This window comes from Pseudomonas frederiksbergensis, from assembly GCF_001952935.1.
Classification (GTDB): domain Bacteria; phylum Pseudomonadota; class Gammaproteobacteria; order Pseudomonadales; family Pseudomonadaceae; genus Aquipseudomonas; species Aquipseudomonas frederiksbergensis.
This window is the reverse complement of the sequence record NZ_CP018319.1, coordinates 2,530,921-2,551,745: the sequence shown is the minus strand read 5'-3', so window position 1 is coordinate 2,551,745 and position 20,825 is coordinate 2,530,921. Positions and strand designations below refer to the sequence as shown.

The following is a 20,825-nucleotide window of genomic DNA, read 5'->3' as shown; positions in this document are numbered from 1 at the left end:
CTCGCGAAAGCGTCGGATCATTCAACATTGATGTCGACTGATCCGACGCTTTCGCGAGCAAGCCCGCTCCCACAGGTTCTGTGTCTTGCCTGACATTCAAAGAGATTTCGCAAGGTCGGCGTCAACCAAACAATGTGGTAGAGACCACACAGGGAGAAAACATGGCTGTTGATATTTTCATCAAGATCGGCGACATCAAGGGCGAGTCCATGGACAAGGCCCACAAGGACGAAATCGACGTCTTGAACTGGAGCTGGGGCATGGCTCAGTCCGGCAACATGCACGTGGGCAGCGGCGGCGGTGCCGGCAAGGTGAATATCCAGGACCTGTCGCTGACCAAATACGTCGACAAGGCCACGCCGAACCTGATGATGCACTGCGCCAGCGGCAAGCACATCGACAAGGTCAAGCTGACCGTGCGCAAGGCCGGCGGTGAAAGCCAGGTCGAGTACATGATCATCAACCTGGAAGAAGTGCTGATCACTTCCCTGAGCACCGGCGGCTCGGGCAGCGATGATCGCCTGACCGAAAACGTCACCCTGAACTTCGCCAAGGTGCTGGTGGACTATCAGCCACAAAAAGCCGACGGCACCAAGGACGGCGGGCCGGTCAAGTTCGGCTGGAACATCCGCCAGAACGTCAAGGTGTAATCGAAGAGGCCCCCGGCGTTATGCGCCGGGGGTGTTTTGGTGCTTGCTCGAATCCAATCCTTTCCCTGCGGTGTCTGAGTCATGGCCAAGCCTTCGTTTATTAATTTGTGGAAAGCGTATTCCGATCTGCTGGTTACTCATCCTGACGCAAAGCCTTGCGACGGTCCGTGGGCAAACCAGTGCGCTATCCGTATGAGCATGACGCTCAATGCGGAGCTGACCATCAAGGTCAATAAATCTACCTATACCGAACCCAAATGTGCGCATGAACATGCCAGGGGAGCCGAGTCGCTGGCGAACTGGTTATGGAAGCACCATCTGGGGCGGCCACTGATTCTCGGTGGAAGTGCCGAAGAACGCCGCAAGTTGAAAGACAAGACCGGGCTCATCTTCTTCAAGGACTGTTTCCGGCAGCCTGGGGAAGCTGCAGAAAATCGCACGGGCGACCATATCGACCTTTGGAATCGCGGTTTTACCATCGGCCGTTACAGCGACCTTACCTACCAATCCAGAGCCATCTGGTTCTGGGAGCTGACATGATCAAATCCAGCCGAAACCTGGCGGCCTTGTGCTGCGTGTTGCCGAGCCTGTGGGCGTGTGCCGGCCAGGAAACTACTCCAGCTTCCGAGGATCAAGTCGTCACCTTGGGCGGACAACGATTGATGCTGGAGAACGATCAGAAGCAATGCGTGTTGCGTAAACCGGATCAGAGCGTGCTGCCCCTCGAAATGCCATGGCCTTGCCAATTTGCTGTCGACCGACAGGGCAAACCTCACGTCGAATCCTTCAACAACGTACCGATCGTGATCGTGCTGCATGTGAACGTTGACCCAGCGAACAGTCGTGAATGCCGGTCCGAGTACCGCGCCATTCGTCAAATCAACGGCCAGCTCGAACCTTCGATCGTCGCACCCAGTGCCAGTTGCTTGCGCGGTGCAGGCGATCAGAAAGACTACACAGCGCTTTTCACTTGGTAAGCGACTTCACATGCAATCGCCCACGACTTTGCGTATCACTCATGACAGGTTGGCTTTGAGGCTTGAAATGACTAAGCGAACCCTGTTGATTCTGCTCTCTAGCGGCCTCCTGTTGAGCGCTAATGCCTGGGCCGAACAAAAGCAACTCGCGGCACCCAGCAATCAAATCATTTTTGCCGGACAAACACTGACCCTGGAAAACCACGATCAGCAATGCGCCTTGCGCAAACAGGACCAAAGCCTCTTGAAACTAGACATGCCGTGGCCTTGTTTTCTGAGTGTCGACCGAAAAGGTCAGCCACGGGTCGAAATCTTCAACAACGCCCAAATCATTATCGTGGAACACTCCACACCCGAACCCGCTCCGAGCCATGATTGTGACGCTCGGTATCAGGCCATCCGCCAAATCAAAGACCAGCCCATGGAAGTGTCGAAAGTCGCTCATAGTGCTGGCTGCATGACCGGCGTCATGGACCAGAAAAGTTTCGTGGCGCATTTCTCGTGGTAACCGAAATCGCCACCCGCGATCGCCTGCAACCGTCCCTGCTGGACCGGTTGACCGATGACGACCCGAGCAACCTCAAGGAAAGCGCCGACAAGCGCGTGCTCTCCCTGACCCAACTGAAAGCCTCGGTGCTGCGGGACCTGGCGTGGCTGCTCAACACCACTTCATTGCTCGGCGCTGATGCGACGTTGCACACCCCGGCCGGCACGTCGGTGATCAACTTCGGGCTGCCAGCCCTGGCCGGCAACAGCGCGTCGAATGTCGATATCGCGGCGCTTGAAGCGTTGATCCACCAGGCCATCGCCACGTTCGAGCCGCGGATCCTGCGTAACACCTTGCGCGTGCGGGCCCGGACATCCGCCGAGATGAACCACAACGCCCTGAGTTTCGAGATCGAAGGCGATCTCTGGGCGCAGCCAGTGCCGCTGCGCCTGATGCTGCAGACTGACCTGGACCTGGAATCCGGCCATGTGCGCGTGATCAACGCCGATCAGCGGAGACGCTCATGAACCCGCGCCTGCTGGAGCTGTACAACCAGGAATTGCACCACGTGCGCGAAAGCGCGGCGGAGTTCGCTCAGGAATACCCGAAGATCGCCAGTCGGCTGACGTTGTCCGGCATGGACTGCGCCGACCCGTACGTCGAGCGCTTGCTGGAAGGGTTCGCCTACCTGACGGCGCGGGTACAGCTCAAGCTCGACGCTGAATACCCAACCTTCACCCACAACCTGCTGGAAATCGCTTACCCCCATTACCTGGCGCCGACCCCGTCGATGACCGTGGTGCAATTGCAGGCCGACCCCGATGAAGGCTCGCTGAGCAGCGGCTTCCCGCTGCCCCGGGACACAGTCCTGCGCACCGCCCTGGGCCGCGAAAGCCAAACCTGCTGCGAGTACCGCACCGCCCATGCGGTGACGTTGTGGCCGTTGCAGGTCAGCCAGGCCGAGTACTTCGGCAACCCGTCCGCCGTGCTCGGGCGCTTGGTCGCCAGTGAACCCAAGGCCAAGGCCGGTCTGCGCCTGACCCTGCGCACCGGCGCCGAACTGCCGTTCAACAGTCTGGCCCTGGACAACCTGCCGCTGTACCTCAGTGGCGCAGACGAGCAGCCCTTCCGTCTCTATGAACAGTTGCTGGGCAATGCCTGTGCCGTGTTCGTCCGCCAGCCCGGCGCCGACTGGGTGGAACGCCTGCCGCAGGACGCACTGCGCTCCCAGGGATTCGACGATACCGACGCCGCGCTGCCAGTGGTCTCGCGAGCCTTCCAGGGCTATCGCCTGTTGCAGGAATACTTCGCCCTGCCCCAGCGCTTTCTGTTTGTCGACTTCACCCAGTTGAGCCGGGCGGTCAAACGCTGCGATGGCCAGGAACTGGAATTGATCGTGCTGTTCGACCGTCACGATCCAAGCCTGGAAGGCAGCGTCGGAGCCGCGCAGTTCCTGCCGTTCTGCACCCCGGCCATCAACCTGTTTCCCAAGCGCCTGGATCGCATCCATCTTTCGGATCGGGTCAATGAACACCATGTGATCGCCGACCGCACCCGGCCAATGGATTTCGAGATTCATTCCCTGACCACCCTCACCGGCCACGGCACCGGGTCGGAGCAGCCTTTTCTGCCGTTCTATGCGGTACGCGATCCATCTCGCTACGGCCGCGACCAGGCCTGGTACACGGTGCGGCGCGAACCCCGCGTGCTGTCCAGCGGCCAGCGGCGCAACGGCCCGCGCTCGACGTACATCGGCAGCGAAACCTTCGTCAGCCTGGTGGACAGCCAGCAGGCGCCTTATCGCCACGACTTGCGCCAATTGGGCGTCACCGCGTTGTGCACCAACCGCGACCTGCCGCTGTTCATGAGTGTGGGCAACAGCAAGACCGACTTCACCCTGGCCGACAGCGCACCTGTCGCGGCGGTGCGTTGCGTGGCAGGCCCGAGCCGCCCACGCGCCAGCCATGCCCATGACGCCAAGGCGTGGCGATTGATCAGCCAGCTGTCGCTGAATTACCTGTCCCTCAGCGAACAAGGCCAGGGCGCCGCCGCCCTGCGCGAGCTGCTGCGCCTGTACGGCGACAGCAACGACGCGGCGTTGCAATTGCAGATCGAAGGCCTGCGCGAAGTCAGCAGCAAGGCCTGCACCCGACGGCTGCCAATGCCTGGCCCGATCGTGTTTGGTCGTGGCCTGGAGATCACCCTGGAATTCGATGAAAACGCGTTTCGCGGCACTGGCGTCTTTTTGCTCGGTGCAGTGTTCGAGCGCTTCCTGGCACGCTACGTGTCGATCAACAGTTTTACCGAGACGGTGATCCGTACCACCGAACGCGGCGAGATCATGCGATGGAAAGCCAAGCCCGGACGCCGTCCGACCCTGTGAGTACCCTGGACGCGATGCACCAGGAGCCCTGGGAATACGACTTCTTCCAGGCGTTGCGGCGCATCGAGTGCGAATCGCCCGAACTGCCGCGCCTGGGCCATTCGTTGCGCCTGGCCGATGATCCGCTGCGCCTTGGGCAGCAGGCCGAATGCACCTTCGCCCCGGCGACCCTGGCGTCGGTCCAGCCGGGCGTCGACGGCGCGCCAGCGCGCCTGGAGCAGTTTTTTTTCGGCCTCGGCGGCCCCAACGGTCCGTTGCCGCTGCACCTCACCGAATATGTGCGCGAACGCCAGCGCAACAACGCCGACAGCACCAGCAAACGCTTCCTGGATGTGTTCCATCACCGCCTGCTGAGCCTGTTTTACCGGGCCTGGGCCGAAGCGCGGCCGACGGTCAGCCATGACCGTCCGGACGATGACTACTGGTCCGCACGCCTGGCCGCACTGAGCGGCCGGGGCATGCCGAGCCTGCTCAAACAAGGGCTGATCCCCGACACGGCGAAGTTGCATTACAGCGGTCATCTGTCGGCACAAACCCGCTACCCGGATGGTTTGAAAGCCATTCTCAGCGAGTACTTCGGCCTGCCGGTGGAGATCGAAGAGTACGTCGGCCAATGGCTGGAACTGCCGGAACGCAGCCGCGTGGGCGTCAGCGCCCATCAATTGGGCGTGGATTTTTGCCTGGGCCGTTACGTCTGGGATCGCCAGCACAAATTCCGCATTCGCCTGGGGCCACTCAAGCTGGATGACTACATGGGCATGTTGCCCGGCAGCCAACCCTTCAATGAGCTGGTGGCCTGGGTCGCCGAATACCTGGGCCATGAACTGGACTGGGATTTGAACCTGATTCTGAAACAGCCCGAAGTACCGGCGCTGCAGCTCAATGGCCGCTTCCGCCTGGGGTTCAATACCTGGCTGGGCAAGCCCGAAAAAGATGCCAAGGACTTAATACTGGCCCGGCATTACGCCGAGCAGGCCAACACCTCACAAACCTCAAGGAGCTAAGAGCATGGGTGAAATCAGTCGCGCCGCGTTGTTCGGCAAACTCAACAGCGTGGCCTACAAAGCCATCGAAGCCGCCACCGTATTCTGCAAACTGCGCGGCAACCCTTATGTGGAACTGGCCCACTGGTTTCATCAGTTGCTGCAATTGCAGGACTCGGACCTGCACCGCCTCATCCGCCAGTTCAATATCGAGCCGGCACGCCTGGCCCGGGACCTGACCGAAGCCCTGGACCGTTTGCCACGGGGCTCGACTTCTATCACTGACTTGTCCTCTCATGTGGAAGAAGCCGTGGAACGTGGCTGGGTCTACGGCAGCCTGATGTTCGGCGAAAGCCAGGTGCGTACCGGTTACCTGGTGTTGGGCATCCTCAAGACACCGAGTCTGCGCCACGGGCTGCTCGGGCTGTCGGCAGAGTTCGACAAAATCAAGGTCGAGGCCCTGAGCGAGCGTTTTGACGAATACGTCGGTGACTCGCCGGAAAATGCGCTCAGCGCCAGCGACGGTTTCAACGCCAGCAGCGTGCCCGGTGAAGCCAGCGGCGCCATGGCCCCCAGCGCCATGGGCAAGCAGGAAGCACTCAAGCGTTTTACCGTCGATCTCACCGAGCAGGCCCGCAGTGGCAAGCTTGACCCGATTGTCGGGCGTGACGAAGAGATCCGCCAACTGGTGGACATCCTCATGCGCCGTCGGCAGAACAACCCGATTCTGACCGGTGAAGCCGGCGTCGGTAAAACCGCCGTGGTTGAAGGTTTTGCCCTGCGCATTGTCGCCGGTGATGTACCGCCAGCGCTTAAAGACGTGGAACTGCGCAGCCTCGACGTCGGCCTGTTGCAGGCCGGCGCGAGCATGAAAGGTGAATTCGAACAGCGCCTGCGCCAGGTCATCGAAGACGTCCAGGCCTCGCCAAAACCGATCATCCTGTTTATCGACGAAGCCCACACGCTGGTCGGTGCCGGTGGCGCCGCCGGCACCGGGGACGCGGCCAATTTGCTCAAGCCAGCCTTGGCCCGGGGCACCCTGCGCACCGTGGCCGCCACCACCTGGGCCGAGTACAAAAAACATATCGAGAAAGACCCGGCCCTGACCCGCCGCTTCCAGGTGGTGCAAGTCGCCGAGCCGTCCGAAGACAAGGCGCTGTTGATGATGCGCGGCGTGGCCTCGACCATGGAGAAACACCATCAGGTGCAGATCCTCGACGAAGCTCTGGAAGCCTCGGTCAAGCTGTCCCATCGCTACATCCCGGCGCGCCAGTTGCCGGACAAATCCGTGAGCCTGCTGGACACCGCTTGCGCCCGGGTCGCCATCAGCCTGCACGCCGTGCCGGCCGAAGTGGACGACAGCCGTCGCCGCATCGAGGCGCTGGAAACCGAACTGCAAATCATCGCCCGCGAGCACGCCATCGGCATCGTCATCGGCGCCCGTCAGACCAACAGCGAAAACCTGCTGGCCGCCGAGCGCGAACGCCTGGCCGAACTCGAAAGCCGCTGGGCCGAAGAGAAAACCCTGGTGGACGAACTGCTCGCCACCCGCGCCACCCTGCGCGAAAGCGTCGGCGTGGTAGACCGCGACGTTGGCAGTGAAGACAGCCACGCTCTGCGCGAGAAACTGGTGGACCTGCAACAGCGTCTGAGCGCTCTGCAAGGGGAAACCCCGTTGATTCTGCCGACGGTCGATTACCAGGCCGTGGCCTCGGTGGTCGCCGACTGGACCGGTATCCCGGTGGGCCGCATGGCCCGTAACGAACTGGAAACCGTGCTCAACCTCGACCAGCACCTGAAGAAGCGCATCATCGGCCAGGACCATGCCTTGCAGATGATCGCCAAGCGCATCCAGACCTCCCGCGCCGGCCTCGACAATCCGAGCAAACCGATTGGCGTGTTCATGCTCGCGGGCACTTCCGGCGTGGGCAAGACCGAAACCGCCCTGGCCTTGGCCGAAGCCATGTACGGCGGCGAGCAGAACGTCATCACCATCAACATGAGCGAATTCCAGGAAGCTCACACCGTGTCCACCCTCAAGGGCGCGCCACCGGGCTACATCGGCTATGGCGAAGGCGGCGTGCTGACCGAAGCCGTGCGGCGCAAACCCTACAGCGTGGTGCTGCTGGACGAGGTGGAAAAAGCCCACCCGGACGTGCATGAGATCTTCTTCCAGGTCTTCGACAAAGGCGTGATGGAGGACGGTGAAGGCCGGGTGATCGACTTCAAGAACACCTTGATCCTGCTGACCACCAACGCGGGTACCGATCTGATTGCCCAGGTCTGCAAAGACCCGCAAAACGTGCCCGAGCCCGAAGAAATCGCCAAGGCCCTGCGCCAGCCGCTGCTGGAGATTTTCCCGCCGGCATTGTTGGGCCGCCTGGTGACCATTCCGTACTACCCGCTCAACGACGACATGCTCAAGGCCATTACCCGCCTGCAACTCAACCGCATCAAAAAGCGCGTGGAGAACACCCATAAAGTGGCCTTCGACTACGACGACGCGGTGATCGACCTGATCGTCTCCCGCTGCACCGAAACCGAAAGCGGCGGGCGGATGATCGACACCATCCTGACCAACAGCCTGTTGCCGGACATGAGCCGCGAGTTCCTCACCCGCATGCTCGAAGGCAAAGCGCTGGCAGGCGTACGGATTAGCGCCCGGGATAACGAATTGCACTACGACTTCAGCGACGCGGCCTGACCGGCCTGGAACACGGTCAATGTGGGAGCGGGCTTGCTCGCGAAGGCGGACTGACATTCAACATTGATGCTGGATGTCATGGCCCCTTCGCGAGCAAGCCCGCTCCCACACTAAGTCCGGTTCCGGCAGTAAGAAAGCAACGAAACGTTTACGGGATAACTGATGCTATTCAAGCAACTCTCACGCCTGGCAAAAATCACCAGCCCCCTGGGGCCGGATGTGCTGTTGCTCAAGGACATGGGCGGCGGCGAAGAGCTGGGGCGGCTGTTCAACTATGAGCTGCAACTGCACTCGCTGGACAACGCCATCGACCTCAACCAGTTGCTGGGCAAACCCATGTGCCTGAGCCTGCAACTGGAGGGCGGTGGCGAACGTCATTTCCATGGCATCGTTGCCCGCTGCAGCCAGAACGTCGACCAGGGCCAGTTCGCCAGCTATCAAGCCACGCTGCGGCCTTGGCTTTGGCTGCTGACCCGCACCTCCGATTGCCGGATTTTCCAGAACCTGACCATCCCGCAGATCATCAAGCAGGTGTTTCGCGACCTGGGTTTTTCCGATTTCGAAGATGCCCTGAGCCGGCCTTATCGCGAGTGGGAATACTGCGTGCAGTATCGCGAAACCAGCTTCGATTTCGTCAGCCGCCTGATGGAACAGGAAGGGATCTACTACTTCTTCCGCCATGAACAGGGTCGTCATGTGCTGGTACTGGCCGATGCTTACGGCGCCCATACCAGTGCGCCCGGCTATGCCTCAGTGCCCTACTACCCCAAGAATGAACAGCAGCGCGAACGCGATCACATCCACGATTGGCACCTGGCCCAGGAAGTCCAGCCAGGTTCGCTGGAACTCAACGACTATGACTTCCAGCGCCCCAGCGCGCGAATTGACGTGCGCTCGACCATGCCTCGTCCGCACACCGCCGGCGACTATCCGCTGTACGACTACCCCGGCACTTATGTGCAAAGCGCGGACGGCGAACATTACGCCCGCACCCGCATCGAAGCCTTGCAGACCTTGCACGAACAGGTCGAGTTCGCCGGCAACGCCCGGGGTTTGGGGTCGGGACATTTGTTCAGCCTCACGGGCTTCAGCCGCCAGGACCAGAACCGCGAATACCTGATCGTCGGCGCCCGTTACTACGTCGCCCAGGAAAGCGGGGAAACCGGCGGCGCTGCTGCTTCGGCACAGTTCGAAAGCAGCCTGACCTGCATCGACGCGCAACAAAGCTACCGTCCCCTGCCCAACACCCACCGGCCTATCGTCAAAGGTCCGCAGACCGCATTGGTGGTCGGCCCCAAGGGCGAGGAAATCTGGACCGACCAGTTCGGCCGGGTGAAGGTGCATTTCTATTGGGACCGCCACGACCAGTCCAACGAAAACAGTTCGTGCTGGATTCGCGTGTCGCAATCCTGGGCCGGGAAAAACTGGGGCTCGATGCAGATCCCGCGGATCGGCCAGGAAGTGATCGTCAGCTTCCTCGAAGGCGACCCGGACCGGCCGATCATCACCGGCCGCGTCTACAACGCCGAACAAACCGTGCCCTACGACTTGCCCGAAAACGCCACCCAAAGCGGCATGAAAAGCCGTTCGAGCAAGGGCGGCACACCGGCGAACTTCAACGAAATCCGCATGGAAGACAAGAAAGGCGCCGAGCAGCTGTACATCCATGCCGAGCGCAATCAGGACATCGTGGTCGAGGTGGATGAAAGCCACTCGGTAGGTCACGACCGCAACAAGAGCATTGGGCATAACGAGACGGTGACCATTGGCAACAACCGCCTGCGTATCGTCAAACAGGAAGACATTCTTTCGGTGGGCCAGCGCAAGACCGACAGCATCAGCCAGAGCTACGTCATTGAAGTGGGCGAGAACCTGCGGCTGGTCTGTGGTGAAAGCATCCTGGAGCTCAATGCCAGCGGCCAGATCAACCTGACCGGCGTGCAAATCAGCTTCTATGCCAGCGGTGATGCCGAGTTCAACACCGGCGGCGTGCTGCACCTGAACAACGGCGGCGGCGCTGGCGCCACGCCTGATGGCCAGGGCGTCAAGGCCAGCATCGACGCCAACATCAACGCCGCGTTTCCCAAGCCCAAGGGCTAATCACGAGATCTGTGTTCCATGACTTACCGAATCAATGAATTCCAGTTCCAACTGCCGGCAGGCGAACTGCAAGATGCCTCGATCAACATCCTCAAGTTCCCTGAACTGGGTACTTCGCTGATTGTCAGCCGCAGCTTGCTGGCCGAGGGTGAAACCCTGCAAAGCAACTTCGACGACCAGCTCAAGCGTCTGGAAAAACAAGTGCAAGACTTGCGTTTCCAACCGGGCGTCGCCGTGCGCCTGGGTGCCAGCCAGGAAGTCGAAGGCATCGAGTTGCGCAGCCAGTTCAACAAGGGCAACGACAAAGTCTTCCAATACCAGTTGGCACTGGTGTTGCCCGGCACCCGCAAAATGCTCGCCCTGAGCTACGTGAAGGCCGAAAAACTCGGCGATGCCGAAGCCGCGCATTGGGCGACCATCAAGAGTTCGCTGTTGTTCGACGTTCCGGCCTGATGAGCACCCTGCATGCCTGACGCACTCTGGGCCGCCCGGCTGGGCGATGCGCTCGACCACACCTCGATGATGGCCGACATCCTCGGCGGCGTGCTGGAGGTCGCGGCCAACATCGCGATCACCGCACTGGCTACCGCTGCCGTGGTGGCGGCCACGGGCATCACGGTCGTCACCGGGGGGCTGGGTTGCGTCGTGCTTGGCCTGGTGGTGGGCACGATCGTCGGCCTTGCCATGAGCAAGACCGGGGCCGACAAGGGCCTGAGCAATTTGTGCGAGAGCTTCAGTAACGCGCTGTTTCCGCCCACGGTGCAGGCGAACATTCTCACCGGCTCCACCAACACCCTCACCAATAACATTCCCGCCGCACGGGCCGCCGGGGCAATCCCGTCCCATGTCGCGCCGGCCGGCACCGAACTGGAAATGCCCGAGCCGGAAGCCGAAGCCAGTTACCTCGACATGGCCGAGAGCTTCTTCTCCCAGATGTGGCGCCCCACCGTCGCCACCCCGGCGCCCGGCGCGGTGCCCAAGCCGCTGGACCTGCTCGTCTGCATGAAGCATCCGCCGATGCCGCCGCAGTTTCTGGCCGAGGGCTCGGACAAGGTCACCATCAACGGCCAACCCGCCGTGCGCAGCGGCGATCGCAGCACCTGCGATGCCAAGGTCGTATCGTCCGGGCTGATCTCTTCCAACGTGACCATTGGCGGCGGTTCGGTGGTGGTGCGCGAGATCCGCAGCGGCAAGACCCCGGGTGTAGGGCTGGCGGTCACGGCGCTGCTGATGCTCAAGGGCGGCAAGGGCAAATTCTTCAGCAAATTGCCGTGCATGCTGATCGGTGGCGCGACGTCGATGGCCGTCAGCAGCGCGATGGGCGCCATGGCCAACGCCGCCATGGGCTCGTCGAACCCGGTGCATGCGGCGACCGGGGCCAAGGTGCTGGGTGGTGATGAAGAGTTGGATTTCGTGTTGCCGGGGGTGCTGCCGATAGATTGGCAGCGCTTTTACAACAGCCGTGACGAGCGGCGCGATGGGTTGTTTGGCGCGGGTTGGAGTGTGTCCTATGAGGTGCGGGTTGAAATCCTGCCTCACCCCGAGGGTGGTGAAACGCTGGTCTACACCGATGAACAGGGTCGGCGCATCGACATGGGCTCGATCCCTCTGGGTGGTGCGGTGTTCAGCGCGGGCGAAGGGCTGAGTGTTCGACGGCATCGCAATGGGCAGTTGTTGATTGAAAGCGACAGCGGACTGTATCGACTGTTCGATGCAACACCTGGAAATTCATCGGCACTGCGCCTTAGCCAGCTGGGTGATCGTAATGACAACCGGGTTCACCTCGACTATGACGCCACCGGACGCCTTGTAAAACTGCGCGACACCTTTGACTTGGTTCAGGTGGAATTGACCTACCTTCAGACACGGGTCAGTCAGGTGGAACGGGTCTACCCTGACCAACACCGCGAAGTGCTGGTGAGTTATGGCTACGATCCGTCAGGCAACCTGACAGAAGTGCGCGATACCGCAGGCCAGATACAGCGCCGTTTCGTTTACGACAGTGAGCGGCGGATGACTGAGCATCAGTTGCCCACAGGCCTTCGCTGTTTTTATCAGTGGGCTTGCATCGAGGAAAAAGAATGGCGCGTGGTCCGGCACTGGACCGACGACGGCGACGCCTACCAGTTCGACTATGACCTCGCCGCCGGTATCACGCGCATCACCGACGGCTTACAGCGCATCAGTACTCGCCGCTGGAACGCCCAGCACCAGATCACCGAGTACACCGACAACCTCGGCCAGACCTGGCAGTTCGAATGGAACGACGAGCGCCAATTGCTCAGCGCCACCGACCCACAGGGCGGTCGCTATGAATACAGCTACGACGATGCCGGCAACCTGATCGGCGAAACCGACCCGCTGGGCCGCAGCGATTCGACCTTGTGGCTCGAACACTGGGCCTTGCCGCTGGTGCAAACCGACGCTGCCGGCAACAGCTGGCAGTACCGCTACGATCAGCGCGGCAACTGTATCGCCGAAACCGATCCGCTGGGCCACATCACCCGCTACCGCTACGACCCCCACGGTCAGGTCGTCGAGATCATCGATGCCACCGGCAAAAGCAAAAAGCTGCGTTGGAACCCGTTCGGTCAATTGATCGAACACATCGATTGCTCGGGTTATCCGACGCGGTTCAGCTACGACAACCGGGGCAATCTGCAAACCATCACCGATGCCCTCGGCGAGCGCACCCAATTCAGCTACGACGCCCAGGGGCGGTTGCTCAGCAGCCAATTGCCGGACGGCCGCACCGAGCAGTATCAGCGCGACGTCAGCGGCCAGTTGACCGGTTATACCGACCCGGCCGGGCACACCACGCTCTATCAACACAATCGTCGCGGCCAGGTGCGTCAGCGCACCGACGCCCACGGCCGGCAGGTGCAATTCGCGTATGACAGCTACGGGCGGCTGCAAGCGCTGACCAATGAGAACGGCGAGAGTTATCGGTTTGCCTGGGACGCCGGCGATCGACTGACCGAACAACAAGACCTCGACGGCAGCGCCAAGCGCTACGCCTATGACCCGTTGGATAACGTCGCGACGATAACGGCTGTTCCGGCACCTTACGGCAACGGCTTGGCCGTCGTCCCCGAGACGCCCCTGGTCCCCATCGTTCATCGGCTGGAACGCGATGCCGTTGGCCGGCTGATCGCCAAAATCACTGACGATGGCCGCACCGACTACAGCTACGACCCACTGGACCAGCTCACCGCCGTCACCTTCACCGACCACCACGGCAACGCACAAACCCTGAGCTTCGCTTACGACGCCCTCGGCCAGTTGCTCGAAGAACAAAGCGCGGCTGGCAGCCTGCAATATCACTATGACGAACTCGGCAACCTGATCCAGACCCAACTGCCCGACGGCCGCTGGATCAATCGCCTGTACTACGGCAGCGGCCACCTGCACCAGATCAACCTCGACGGCCAGGTCATCAGCGACTTCGAACGCGACCGCCTGCACCGCGAAGTGCTGCGCACCCAAGGCCAGATCAGCACCCGCAGCGAATACGATCGCAGCGGGCGTTTACGCTCACGCCAACGCCGACACACCAGCCAGCCATCGCTGATGCCGGCCGCCGTGCAGAAACATTTCGAGTACGACCCCGCCGACAACCTGATCGGCAAACTCGACCAGCAACCCGCCGCGCAACACCGCCAACTGCTGCACTACGACGCCACCGGCCGCATCATCGCCAGCCAGGACAGCCTGCACGGCCAGCGCGAAACCTTCGCCTACGACGCCGCCGCCAACCTGCTGGACAGCCCGCAACCCGGCGCCGGGCTGGTGGTGCACAACAAACTGCTGACCTATCAGGACAAACGTTACCGCTACGACGCCTTCGGCCGGATGATCGAAAAACGCAGCGCTAAACGGGGCGTGCAGCGCTTCGGTTACGACGCCGAAAGCCGATTGATTGAAGTGCGCAATGAAAACGGCAGCGTGCTCAGGATGACCTACGACCCACTGGGTCGGCGCATCGAAAAAACCGAGCACGACACCAATGGCTACCCACTCGGCGAAACCCGCTTCACCTGGGACGGCCTGCGCCTGTTGCAGGAACATCGCCATCAGCAGACCAGCCTCTACCTCTACGAGGACGAAGGCTACGAACCTCTGGCCCGGGTCGACGGCACCGGCCCGCTGCAAAAAATCCGCTACTACCACAACGACCTCAATGGCCTGCCGGAACAACTCACCGAGGCGGACGGCCACAACGTCTGGCAGGCGACTTATCGGGTGTGGGGCAACACGTTAGAAGAGGTGCGCGAGCCGTACTACATCGAAGAGCAGAACCTGCGGTTTCAGGGGCAGTACCTGGACCGGGAGACGGGGCTGCATTTCAATACGTTCAGGTTTTATGATCCGGATGTGGGGCGGTTTACTACGCCGGATCCGATTGGGTTGGCAGGGGGAATCAATCTATATCTGTATGCGGCCAACCCACTCGAGTGGGTGGACCCGTTGGGATGGAGTTGCTCGTCATCCATTAACAAACGAATCAACAAGCTGAAAAAACAGGGCTATCAGGACCATCACATACTGAGTGATAAACACGCCAGCACCAAAAATCATCCGCTGCTCAAGTTAGCTGGATTTGACTTGCAAAGCAGACAAAATAAAATTTTCCTACCCAATAAGGCTACCGCCATGACCGACGGACGCCGATCAATCCATGAGGGACGCCACGCCGGCAGAGTCAACGACAACCTGGCCGGACGAATGACCCAAGTAGAGAAAGCCGGCAAGCGGAACAACTGGAACCAGGCGCAATATCGCAAGGCCCTGGATAAAATAGTTTCCGATGAGCGCAAACTACTCCGTTCCGGCGAGAGGCAACTGAACAAAAATGCCCGTCCCGGCGCTTATTACGATTAGGAAAATCAAGCATGATCTTAAGTTGGAAAGCCCCTACCTATTACAGCGAACAACTGATCGGCTCGTATGACATCGAAAGCGGTTCTTATGAAACCGCCGGTTCGAATTTTGACTACCTGTCATTGTTGGCGGGAAAACCCTATCCATTGAATATGGACAAGCCAAAGGTCTATTTTCCGTGCAAGAAAAAAAAGCTGCTTGCGTATGACTGCCTATGGCTACTTGGGGGAGTCCCATTAGTCACTGAGCGACTTGCGGATTTTCTCACCCATCAATCTGCTCAGGACATTCAACTCATTCAACCTGCTGTCGTCATTGCAGACGGGGAAGAGGTCGACGAAGCTTTTTTCATAGTGAATGCAATCAATACCGTCAACGCGATAGATCAAGGGCAATCTGCCGCTGAACGGGATGATGACGGATCGATCATCTATTTCACTAAAACCTGGTTCCTGGACGATGCTGCCGGCATGCGCGGAATCGCTCGTGAGCCAGAGTCAGGAGACCTTCTGATCTCTCAGCAGTTGGCCGATTCTATGATCGAGAAAAAATTCAAAAGCAACAAAGGCTTGGGTTTCTATATCGCCAACCGCACGTTTGTCCCTTATAAAAATCAGGCCTAGGCTTCTGGCCCTCATGAGACAAGAGGCTTTCATGTTCTATACCCTTGCATTCAAGAAAGACAAAAACTGCCCCACCTTCATTGATGGCGTCATTCATGAGTCGTTCAGCCCTGGCGCCTATGACGATGCGATGGATGCCGACTGGCACGACGCGGGCCCCGACGAAGCTCTCGCTCCCCTCCCGAAAAAGCTGGTGCTGATTACCAAGGACAAGCGCTATGACTTTGACTTTTGCACAGCCATTGAGGGGCATATTGTCAGTGAGCGCTTCCTGAAAGTCTTCCAGACCCTCAAGACTTCCCGATGGGAGATCGCAGAACTGGAGATTGTCAACCCAAAAGGCGTTTCGGTCGCACAGCGCCAATATTTTTTTATGCGCCAGCAACGAATAGACAAGGAGCCTGTGGACGTGATCGATCAGACACAGTCGAAGATTAATTTTCGAGCGAGCGGCGAAATCAAAAATATCATCAGCCTGACAATCAAAGAAAATGTCAGCATCGATTTTTTTAGTATCGATGAAATAACTTTACTTGGATTCGTATTTCTTTCGCCTCACGCCGCCACTGTGCTTAAAGAACTAGATCTGGTAGGTGCAGAAGTGGTCGATACGGAGAAGGTCGGCTCAATAGATAGGGCCTAGGTTTCACTCAGCATGCAGGTGATTACCCTTTTCAAGATCCAACTAACCGAAACCAAACCAATCGATTGACTCAAGGGCGGCTGCATTGATCCCTTATGAAAAAGTGGATCAGAACGGTGAGGATCCATTAACGCTGAGATTAATGATGCTCGAAAACACATTTTCGAATGACGAGGCGGCCATTACGCCAGCGGATCTGGATCACCTGGAATGCGCCATTGGTAAGAAGCTACCGACGCCCTTTAAAAACCATTATCTCAAGTACAACGGAGGTGTACCGGAGCGGACCTATTGGGTCAGCGAAGATTTTGACGAGCCACTGGAAGTGGCTGCATTCAAGCCAATTCCCGGTGGCGACTCCTCGCTGCTATCCACCTACCAGTTGATGCTAAAAAAACAGGTACTTCCTGCACACCTTCTGCCTTTCGCGAACGACTGGGGTGGTAACTTCTTTTGCCTGAATCTTGATACGGAGGCCGTTAGTTACTTCACCACTGACAGCTTTGATAGTGACCTAAGCCCTGAAGAAAATCAGGCTGAATCCGAAAAGCTGGTCTGCTCGAATTTCCTTCGGTTTGTTCAAGGGCTGATCGATGAGGAAGATTTGGACGAGAAGTGAATGAGCCAATGCCGCACAAGTAGCGGACTTGGTTAGAAACGCAGATCCCCTGTGGCGAGGGAGCTTGCTCCCGTTGGGTGGCGCAGCCGCCCCAAAAGGGTTGATACATTCTTCCAGGTAGACCGCATCAGCCGGTTTACGACGGCTGCGCCGCCGAGCGGGAGCAAGCTCCCTCGCCACGAACTGTAGGGCAGCCCGAAGCATGGCGCCGGGCTGGTGGTGCACAACAAACTGCTGACCTACCGGGATAAGCATTACCGCTATGACGCGTCTGGCCGGATGATCGAAAAACGCAGCGCTAAACGGGACCTGTAGCGCTTAGGTTACGACGCCGAGAGTCGATTGATTGAAGTGCGCAACAAAAACGGCAGTGTGGTCAGGATGACCTACGACCCGCTGGGCCGGCGCATCGAAAAAACCGAGCACGACACCAACGGCTACCCACTCGGCGAGGTTGAAGACCCCATATATCAGGAAAGGATTGTTATATGAAAGATTTAGCAGATAAAAAACCCACGCTGGCAGATGAAATAGTGGCCATCATGGCCTCGGGCAATGAGCTCGACGTGCAAAACAAAAAAGATGAAGCCCAAACCTTGTACCAAAAAGCATGGGACTTGCTTCCTGAGCCAAAACTTGAATGGACACCTCTGTCGTCATGGGTCACAGGTTCTTTTTTCAACCTGCACTTCGACAACGGTGACTTTGAGACCGCTAAAGATTGGGCACAAAAGACCTTGGATGGCCGAGAGTCAGATATCGATACAGGTCCGTTGATCAACTTGGGAATGGTCTACTTTGAACTGGAAGATCATTCACAGGCTTATAAATACTTTGACGATGCTTATAGCTTCGGTAAGGCACGAGCCTTTCAAGAAAGACCAAAAAAATATCTGAAGTTCTATTTAAATAAAAAAGCCTGACCATGACCGAGGGCTCTAGGACCGATTCACCGAGATCGACGGTACCTTCTGCCTGACGATTACGTAGGCAACCCCAATCCTGATCAAAAATGGTTTTCCAGTCGGTCCCACGCCAATGCCTGACAGTGCTTGTTTAAAAGCCTTGTAGGTAACGTCGTGAAAGCTACAACACCTTGCGTCGTTGCCTACGGCTACGCCAGAATCCGCCGGCTTGTGCGCTTTGGGGCCGGTCGGTAACTTGATTCGTGTCACTGATCGTCAGTGGTCGGGTTTAGTCGCCCGCTGGTAATTGAAGTTGTTCAAGCGTCCGTCAGACAGGTATTTCCTACCTGCATTTGATGGTAGCTGTGCGTAGGGCACCTTTGGGTGCGCCGGCTTCTTCAATTCCCCGGTCCGACTAACCTGCGTACAGCTGCCACCCCCTTCGTTTAGTCGGCGAAGAGGTGTCAGCATCACTCAAGGAATTGAAGATCATGTTCAAAGTTACACCCAACCCACCGGACACCGATCCGGTCTCCCCATATGAAAGTCCCAATTCAAAAAAACTCAACGACGCCGCCGAGCGCGCCCTCGACCATCACTTCCCGCCAGCCGACCCCAAACCACCCAGACGCAATGGTCAGCTCTTCAGCGTCAGCCCGGGCATCAACCCTGAAACCCTTCTCGCCAATGCCTCGGAAGATTTGCTGTCCATCAGCGCCATCGCCGCCAACCTCGCCGACGATGTGGACGGCTCACGCCGCTCCGTAGCCCTGGCGCTCAGCCGCATGGCTGACGGGGTGCATTTGTTGGTGGAGCGAATGCTGGATCATCTGGATGAACCGGAGATAGCGGCGATCTTCGCCAAGCAACAAAGCCGCGCCATCTAATCCGCCACCCATAAAAAAATGGGCACCCAACCTGGTTGGCGTGCCCATTTTTTATCCCGCTAACCCGCTACGCGGGAAGTCGGTGCGTATTACGGATTAACGCTGTCTTTCAACGACTTGCCTGGCTTGAACGCAACAGTGTTGCTGGCCTTGATTTTGACGGGCTCACCGGTTTGCGGGTTTTTGCCGGTGCGGGCACCGCGATGGCGTTGCAGGAAGGTGCCGAAGCCCACCAGCGTGACGCTGTCCTTGCGGTGCAGAGCGCCGGTGATTTCTTCGAGAACAGCGTTGAGGACGCGGTTGGCCTGCTCTTTGGTGAGGTCTGCTTTTTCAGCAATTGCAGCGGCGAGTTCTGGTTTACGCATTAGTGAAGCCCCTTTGACGGTTTTTTGTTGTTATGTCCGTGCTGTTCTCGTTGGAACAGCGCCCAAAGCGCCGCAGGTGCTCTACTCTGCGGCAGACGGGAGTGAGGATGGCACGCAGTGAAGAGCCGCGCCAGTCTCGGCGCGACCTTTGTAAGGGCAAAAGAGGGGTGATTCCGACAGAACGACCGGTATTTACGCCAGCAGTGCCGGAAGCTCTTTGTTCAGGGCCAGTTTTTCCATCACCGCCGCGCCTGTCAGGGCATAACCCAGCAGTTTGCCGCTGGCATCGCGGCACAAGACCTTGATGTCCGCGCCCTGCCCTTCGACTGTCCAGACGCCCTCCAAACCCCGTGGTGGCGGTGAAACCACCAATGGGCAGACCGGCGTTTTGACGGTGATGGGCATCGGTCCATAGCTCACCGCCGTCGGGTTTCCGGCGAGGGTCTGGGCCAGCGCTCTCGCACAGCTCATGAGGGGCATGACGTACAACAGATTCAGCCCATCGACCTCGGCGCAGTCGCCCAAGGCATAGATATTGGCGTGAGAGGTTTTCAGCTGACGATCGACCACCACGCCGCGATTGACCTGCACACCGGCCGCAGCCGCCAGATCGATGCGCGGGCGCAGGCCAATGGCCGACACCACCACATCGCAAGGGATCACCTGGCCATCGGATAGATGTGCTTCCAGTCCATCTTCAACACGCTGCAAACGATTGAGCACCGGCCCGAGGTGGAAACGTGCGCCCAGGCTTTCCAGTCCGGCCTGGACCGCAGCGGCCGCTGCCGGGTGCAACAAGGTCGGCATGACCTGCTCGCACGGTGCAACCAGTTGCACCTCGTAGCCGCCAAGGATCAGGTCGTTGGCGAATTCGCAGCCGATCAGGCCAGCACCGAGCAACAACACCCGACGTTTGCCGGCCGCCGCGGCACGAAAGCGTGCGTAGTCTTCCAGGTCGTTGATCGGGAAAACGGCGTCAGTCGCATTGCCTTCGATCGGCACCCGCACGGTTTCCGCGCCCCAGGCGAGGATCAGGTCACGGTAAAACACCGCTTCCTCCCCGATCCACAGACGCTTGTGACCAGGATCGATGCCGCTGATGCGCGTGTGCGTGCGCACTTCGGCCTTCAACTGCTCAGCCATGGCACCGGGTTCGGCCATGCTCAGGCCGTCAGCGTCTTTGTTTTTGCCGAAACCGGTGGAGAGCATCGGCTTGGAGTAGGAGCGTCCGTCATCGGCCGTAATCAGCAGCAGCGGGGTTTCGCCATCGAGTTTGCGAAACTCCCGGGCCAGGTTGTAGCCAGCCAGCCCGGTGCCGACGATCACGACAGGTGCGTTCATTCCTTGCTCCTCTAAAAGTCTTAGTTGATTTCGATCATTTCGAAATCCATCTTGCCTACGCCGCAGTCCGGGCATAGCCAGTCTTCCGGCACGTCTTGCCATTGGGTGCCCGGCGCAATGCCGTCATCCGGCCAGCCGTCGGCTTCGTTATAAATCAGGCCGCAGACCACACATTGCCACTTTTTCATTCACGTACATCCTCAGGATTCAGGCTTTTGCCGGCGCGAACGGTCGATGGTTGGAGCGCTGCCGTCCGGCTCAGGGCGTTTTGTACTGA

19 protein-coding genes and 1 pseudogene are annotated in these 20,825 nt (G+C 59.2%); 17 read left to right on the top strand and 3 right to left on the bottom strand.

Annotation, left to right across the window (positions count from 1 at the left end):
* The first annotated feature begins 161 nt into the window (after positions 1-161).
* From PFAS1_RS11735 to PFAS1_RS11650, 17 genes and pseudogenes are all read left to right on the top strand, one after another.
* Positions 162-650, top strand: coding sequence for an Hcp family type VI secretion system effector (locus PFAS1_RS11735; protein WP_074872051.1), 489 nt, complete (start codon positions 162-164; stop codon positions 648-650).
* A gap of 81 nt (positions 651-731) precedes the next feature.
* Positions 732-1,190: a type VI secretion system amidase effector protein Tae4 gene (locus PFAS1_RS11730; protein ID WP_076029268.1), complete on the top strand. Its 459-nt coding sequence runs from the start codon at positions 732-734 to the stop codon at positions 1,188-1,190.
* Positions 1,187-1,627: a hypothetical protein gene (locus PFAS1_RS11725; protein WP_074872055.1), complete on the top strand. Its 441-nt coding sequence runs from the start codon at positions 1,187-1,189 to the stop codon at positions 1,625-1,627. Before PFAS1_RS11730 ends, PFAS1_RS11725 begins: the two co-directional genes overlap by 4 nt.
* A 10-nt stretch (positions 1,628-1,637) precedes the next feature.
* Positions 1,638-2,135, top strand: a complete 498-nt coding sequence (locus PFAS1_RS11720; protein ID WP_232252230.1) for a hypothetical protein — start codon at positions 1,638-1,640, stop codon at positions 2,133-2,135.
* Complete coding sequence (gene tssE, locus PFAS1_RS11715) at positions 2,129-2,641, top strand: type VI secretion system baseplate subunit TssE (RefSeq protein ID WP_076029266.1); 513 nt, start codon at positions 2,129-2,131, stop codon at positions 2,639-2,641. Before PFAS1_RS11720 ends, tssE begins: the two co-directional genes overlap by 7 nt.
* Positions 2,638-4,497, top strand: a complete 1,860-nt coding sequence (gene tssF / locus PFAS1_RS11710; protein ID WP_076029265.1) for a type VI secretion system baseplate subunit TssF — start codon at positions 2,638-2,640, stop codon at positions 4,495-4,497. The genes tssE and tssF overlap by 4 nt, the downstream gene beginning before the upstream one ends.
* Positions 4,461-5,501 (top strand): type VI secretion system baseplate subunit TssG, encoded by a 1,041-nt coding sequence (gene tssG, locus PFAS1_RS11705; protein ID WP_076029264.1) that lies wholly within the window; start codon positions 4,461-4,463, stop codon positions 5,499-5,501. Before tssF ends, tssG begins: the two co-directional genes overlap by 37 nt.
* 4 nt (positions 5,502-5,505) lie before the next feature.
* Positions 5,506-8,184, top strand: coding sequence for a type VI secretion system ATPase TssH (gene tssH / locus PFAS1_RS11700; RefSeq protein WP_076029263.1), 2,679 nt, complete (start codon positions 5,506-5,508; stop codon positions 8,182-8,184).
* Between the two features lie 162 nt (positions 8,185-8,346).
* Entirely contained in the window at positions 8,347-10,284 is a 1,938-nt protein-coding gene (locus PFAS1_RS11695; RefSeq protein WP_076029262.1) for a type VI secretion system Vgr family protein, read from the top strand.
* Between the two features lie 18 nt (positions 10,285-10,302).
* A complete protein-coding gene (locus PFAS1_RS11690; RefSeq protein ID WP_008007718.1) occupies positions 10,303-10,737 on the top strand; it encodes a DcrB-related protein in 435 nt (144 codons plus the stop codon).
* Between the two features lie 12 nt (positions 10,738-10,749).
* Positions 10,750-15,165 (top strand): RHS repeat-associated core domain-containing protein, encoded by a 4,416-nt coding sequence (locus PFAS1_RS11685; RefSeq protein ID WP_083671737.1) that lies wholly within the window; start codon positions 10,750-10,752, stop codon positions 15,163-15,165.
* A gap of 11 nt (positions 15,166-15,176) precedes the next feature.
* On the top strand, positions 15,177-15,788 hold the full coding sequence (locus PFAS1_RS11675; RefSeq protein ID WP_076029261.1) for an imm11 family protein: 612 nt from the start codon (positions 15,177-15,179) through the stop codon (positions 15,786-15,788).
* A 31-nt stretch (positions 15,789-15,819) separates the two neighbouring features.
* Positions 15,820-16,431, top strand: coding sequence for an Imm43 family immunity protein (locus PFAS1_RS11670; RefSeq protein ID WP_076029260.1), 612 nt, complete (start codon positions 15,820-15,822; stop codon positions 16,429-16,431).
* An 85-nt stretch (positions 16,432-16,516) separates the two neighbouring features.
* Positions 16,517-17,050 carry an SMI1/KNR4 family protein gene (locus PFAS1_RS11665; protein ID WP_232252229.1) on the top strand — a complete coding sequence of 178 codons (534 nt, stop codon included), beginning with the start codon at positions 16,517-16,519 and terminating at the stop codon, positions 17,048-17,050.
* A gap of 195 nt (positions 17,051-17,245) precedes the next feature.
* Positions 17,246-17,503: pseudogene (locus PFAS1_RS30390) on the top strand (hypothetical protein); the annotation flags it as partial.
* Between the two features lie 35 nt (positions 17,504-17,538).
* On the top strand, positions 17,539-17,973 hold the full coding sequence (locus tag PFAS1_RS11655; protein WP_076029259.1) for a tetratricopeptide repeat protein: 435 nt from the start codon (positions 17,539-17,541) through the stop codon (positions 17,971-17,973).
* A gap of 473 nt (positions 17,974-18,446) precedes the next feature.
* The gene (locus PFAS1_RS11650) at positions 18,447-18,842 is read left to right on the top strand and encodes a DUF6124 family protein (RefSeq protein ID WP_076029258.1); all 396 of its coding nucleotides are present in this window, start codon (positions 18,447-18,449) and stop codon (positions 18,840-18,842) included.
* Between the two features lie 89 nt (positions 18,843-18,931).
* Here the strand turns inward: PFAS1_RS11650 and PFAS1_RS11645 are convergent, their stop codons facing one another.
* The 3 genes from PFAS1_RS11645 to PFAS1_RS11635 form a co-directional block, all read right to left on the bottom strand.
* The gene (locus PFAS1_RS11645) at positions 18,932-19,207 is read right to left on the bottom strand and encodes an HU family DNA-binding protein (protein ID WP_003213368.1); all 276 of its coding nucleotides are present in this window, start codon (positions 19,205-19,207) and stop codon (positions 18,932-18,934) included.
* Positions 19,208-19,399: 192 nt separating this feature from the next.
* Positions 19,400-20,548, bottom strand: a complete 1,149-nt coding sequence (locus PFAS1_RS11640) for an NAD(P)/FAD-dependent oxidoreductase (RefSeq protein WP_076029257.1) — start codon at positions 20,546-20,548, stop codon at positions 19,400-19,402.
* Positions 20,549-20,568: 20 nt separating this feature from the next.
* Positions 20,569-20,736, bottom strand: a complete 168-nt coding sequence (locus PFAS1_RS11635; protein WP_074872076.1) for a rubredoxin — start codon at positions 20,734-20,736, stop codon at positions 20,569-20,571.
* Between the last annotated feature and the right edge of the window lie 89 nt (positions 20,737-20,825).

What these genes read in the sequence shown, in the direction of transcription:
- PFAS1_RS11735 (WP_074872051.1), top strand. Translation starts at nt 162, where the DNA reads ATGGCTGTTGATATTTTCATCAAGATCGGCGACATCAAGGGCGAGTCC.
- PFAS1_RS11730 (WP_076029268.1), top strand. Translation starts at nt 732, where the DNA reads ATGGCCAAGCCTTCGTTTATTAATTTGTGGAAAGCGTATTCCGATCTG.
- PFAS1_RS11725 (WP_074872055.1), top strand. Translation starts at nt 1,187, where the DNA reads ATGATCAAATCCAGCCGAAACCTGGCGGCCTTGTGCTGCGTGTTGCCG.
- PFAS1_RS11720 (WP_232252230.1), top strand. Translation starts at nt 1,638, where the DNA reads ATGCAATCGCCCACGACTTTGCGTATCACTCATGACAGGTTGGCTTTG.
- tssF (WP_076029265.1), top strand. Translation starts at nt 2,638, where the DNA reads ATGAACCCGCGCCTGCTGGAGCTGTACAACCAGGAATTGCACCACGTG.
- tssG (WP_076029264.1), top strand. Translation starts at nt 4,461, where the DNA reads ATGGAAAGCCAAGCCCGGACGCCGTCCGACCCTGTGAGTACCCTGGAC.
- tssH (WP_076029263.1), top strand. Translation starts at nt 5,506, where the DNA reads ATGGGTGAAATCAGTCGCGCCGCGTTGTTCGGCAAACTCAACAGCGTG.
- PFAS1_RS11695 (WP_076029262.1), top strand. Translation starts at nt 8,347, where the DNA reads ATGCTATTCAAGCAACTCTCACGCCTGGCAAAAATCACCAGCCCCCTG.
- PFAS1_RS11690 (WP_008007718.1), top strand. Translation starts at nt 10,303, where the DNA reads ATGACTTACCGAATCAATGAATTCCAGTTCCAACTGCCGGCAGGCGAA.
- PFAS1_RS11685 (WP_083671737.1), top strand. Translation starts at nt 10,750, where the DNA reads ATGCCTGACGCACTCTGGGCCGCCCGGCTGGGCGATGCGCTCGACCAC.
- PFAS1_RS11675 (WP_076029261.1), top strand. Translation starts at nt 15,177, where the DNA reads ATGATCTTAAGTTGGAAAGCCCCTACCTATTACAGCGAACAACTGATC.
- PFAS1_RS11670 (WP_076029260.1), top strand. Translation starts at nt 15,820, where the DNA reads ATGTTCTATACCCTTGCATTCAAGAAAGACAAAAACTGCCCCACCTTC.
- PFAS1_RS11655 (WP_076029259.1), top strand. Translation starts at nt 17,539, where the DNA reads ATGAAAGATTTAGCAGATAAAAAACCCACGCTGGCAGATGAAATAGTG.
- PFAS1_RS11650 (WP_076029258.1), top strand. Translation starts at nt 18,447, where the DNA reads ATGTTCAAAGTTACACCCAACCCACCGGACACCGATCCGGTCTCCCCA.
- PFAS1_RS11645 (WP_003213368.1), bottom strand. Translation starts at nt 19,207, where the DNA reads ATGCGTAAACCAGAACTCGCCGCTGCAATTGCTGAAAAAGCAGACCTC.
- PFAS1_RS11640 (WP_076029257.1), bottom strand. Translation starts at nt 20,548, where the DNA reads ATGAACGCACCTGTCGTGATCGTCGGCACCGGGCTGGCTGGCTACAAC.
- PFAS1_RS11635 (WP_074872076.1), bottom strand. Translation starts at nt 20,736, where the DNA reads ATGAAAAAGTGGCAATGTGTGGTCTGCGGCCTGATTTATAACGAAGCC.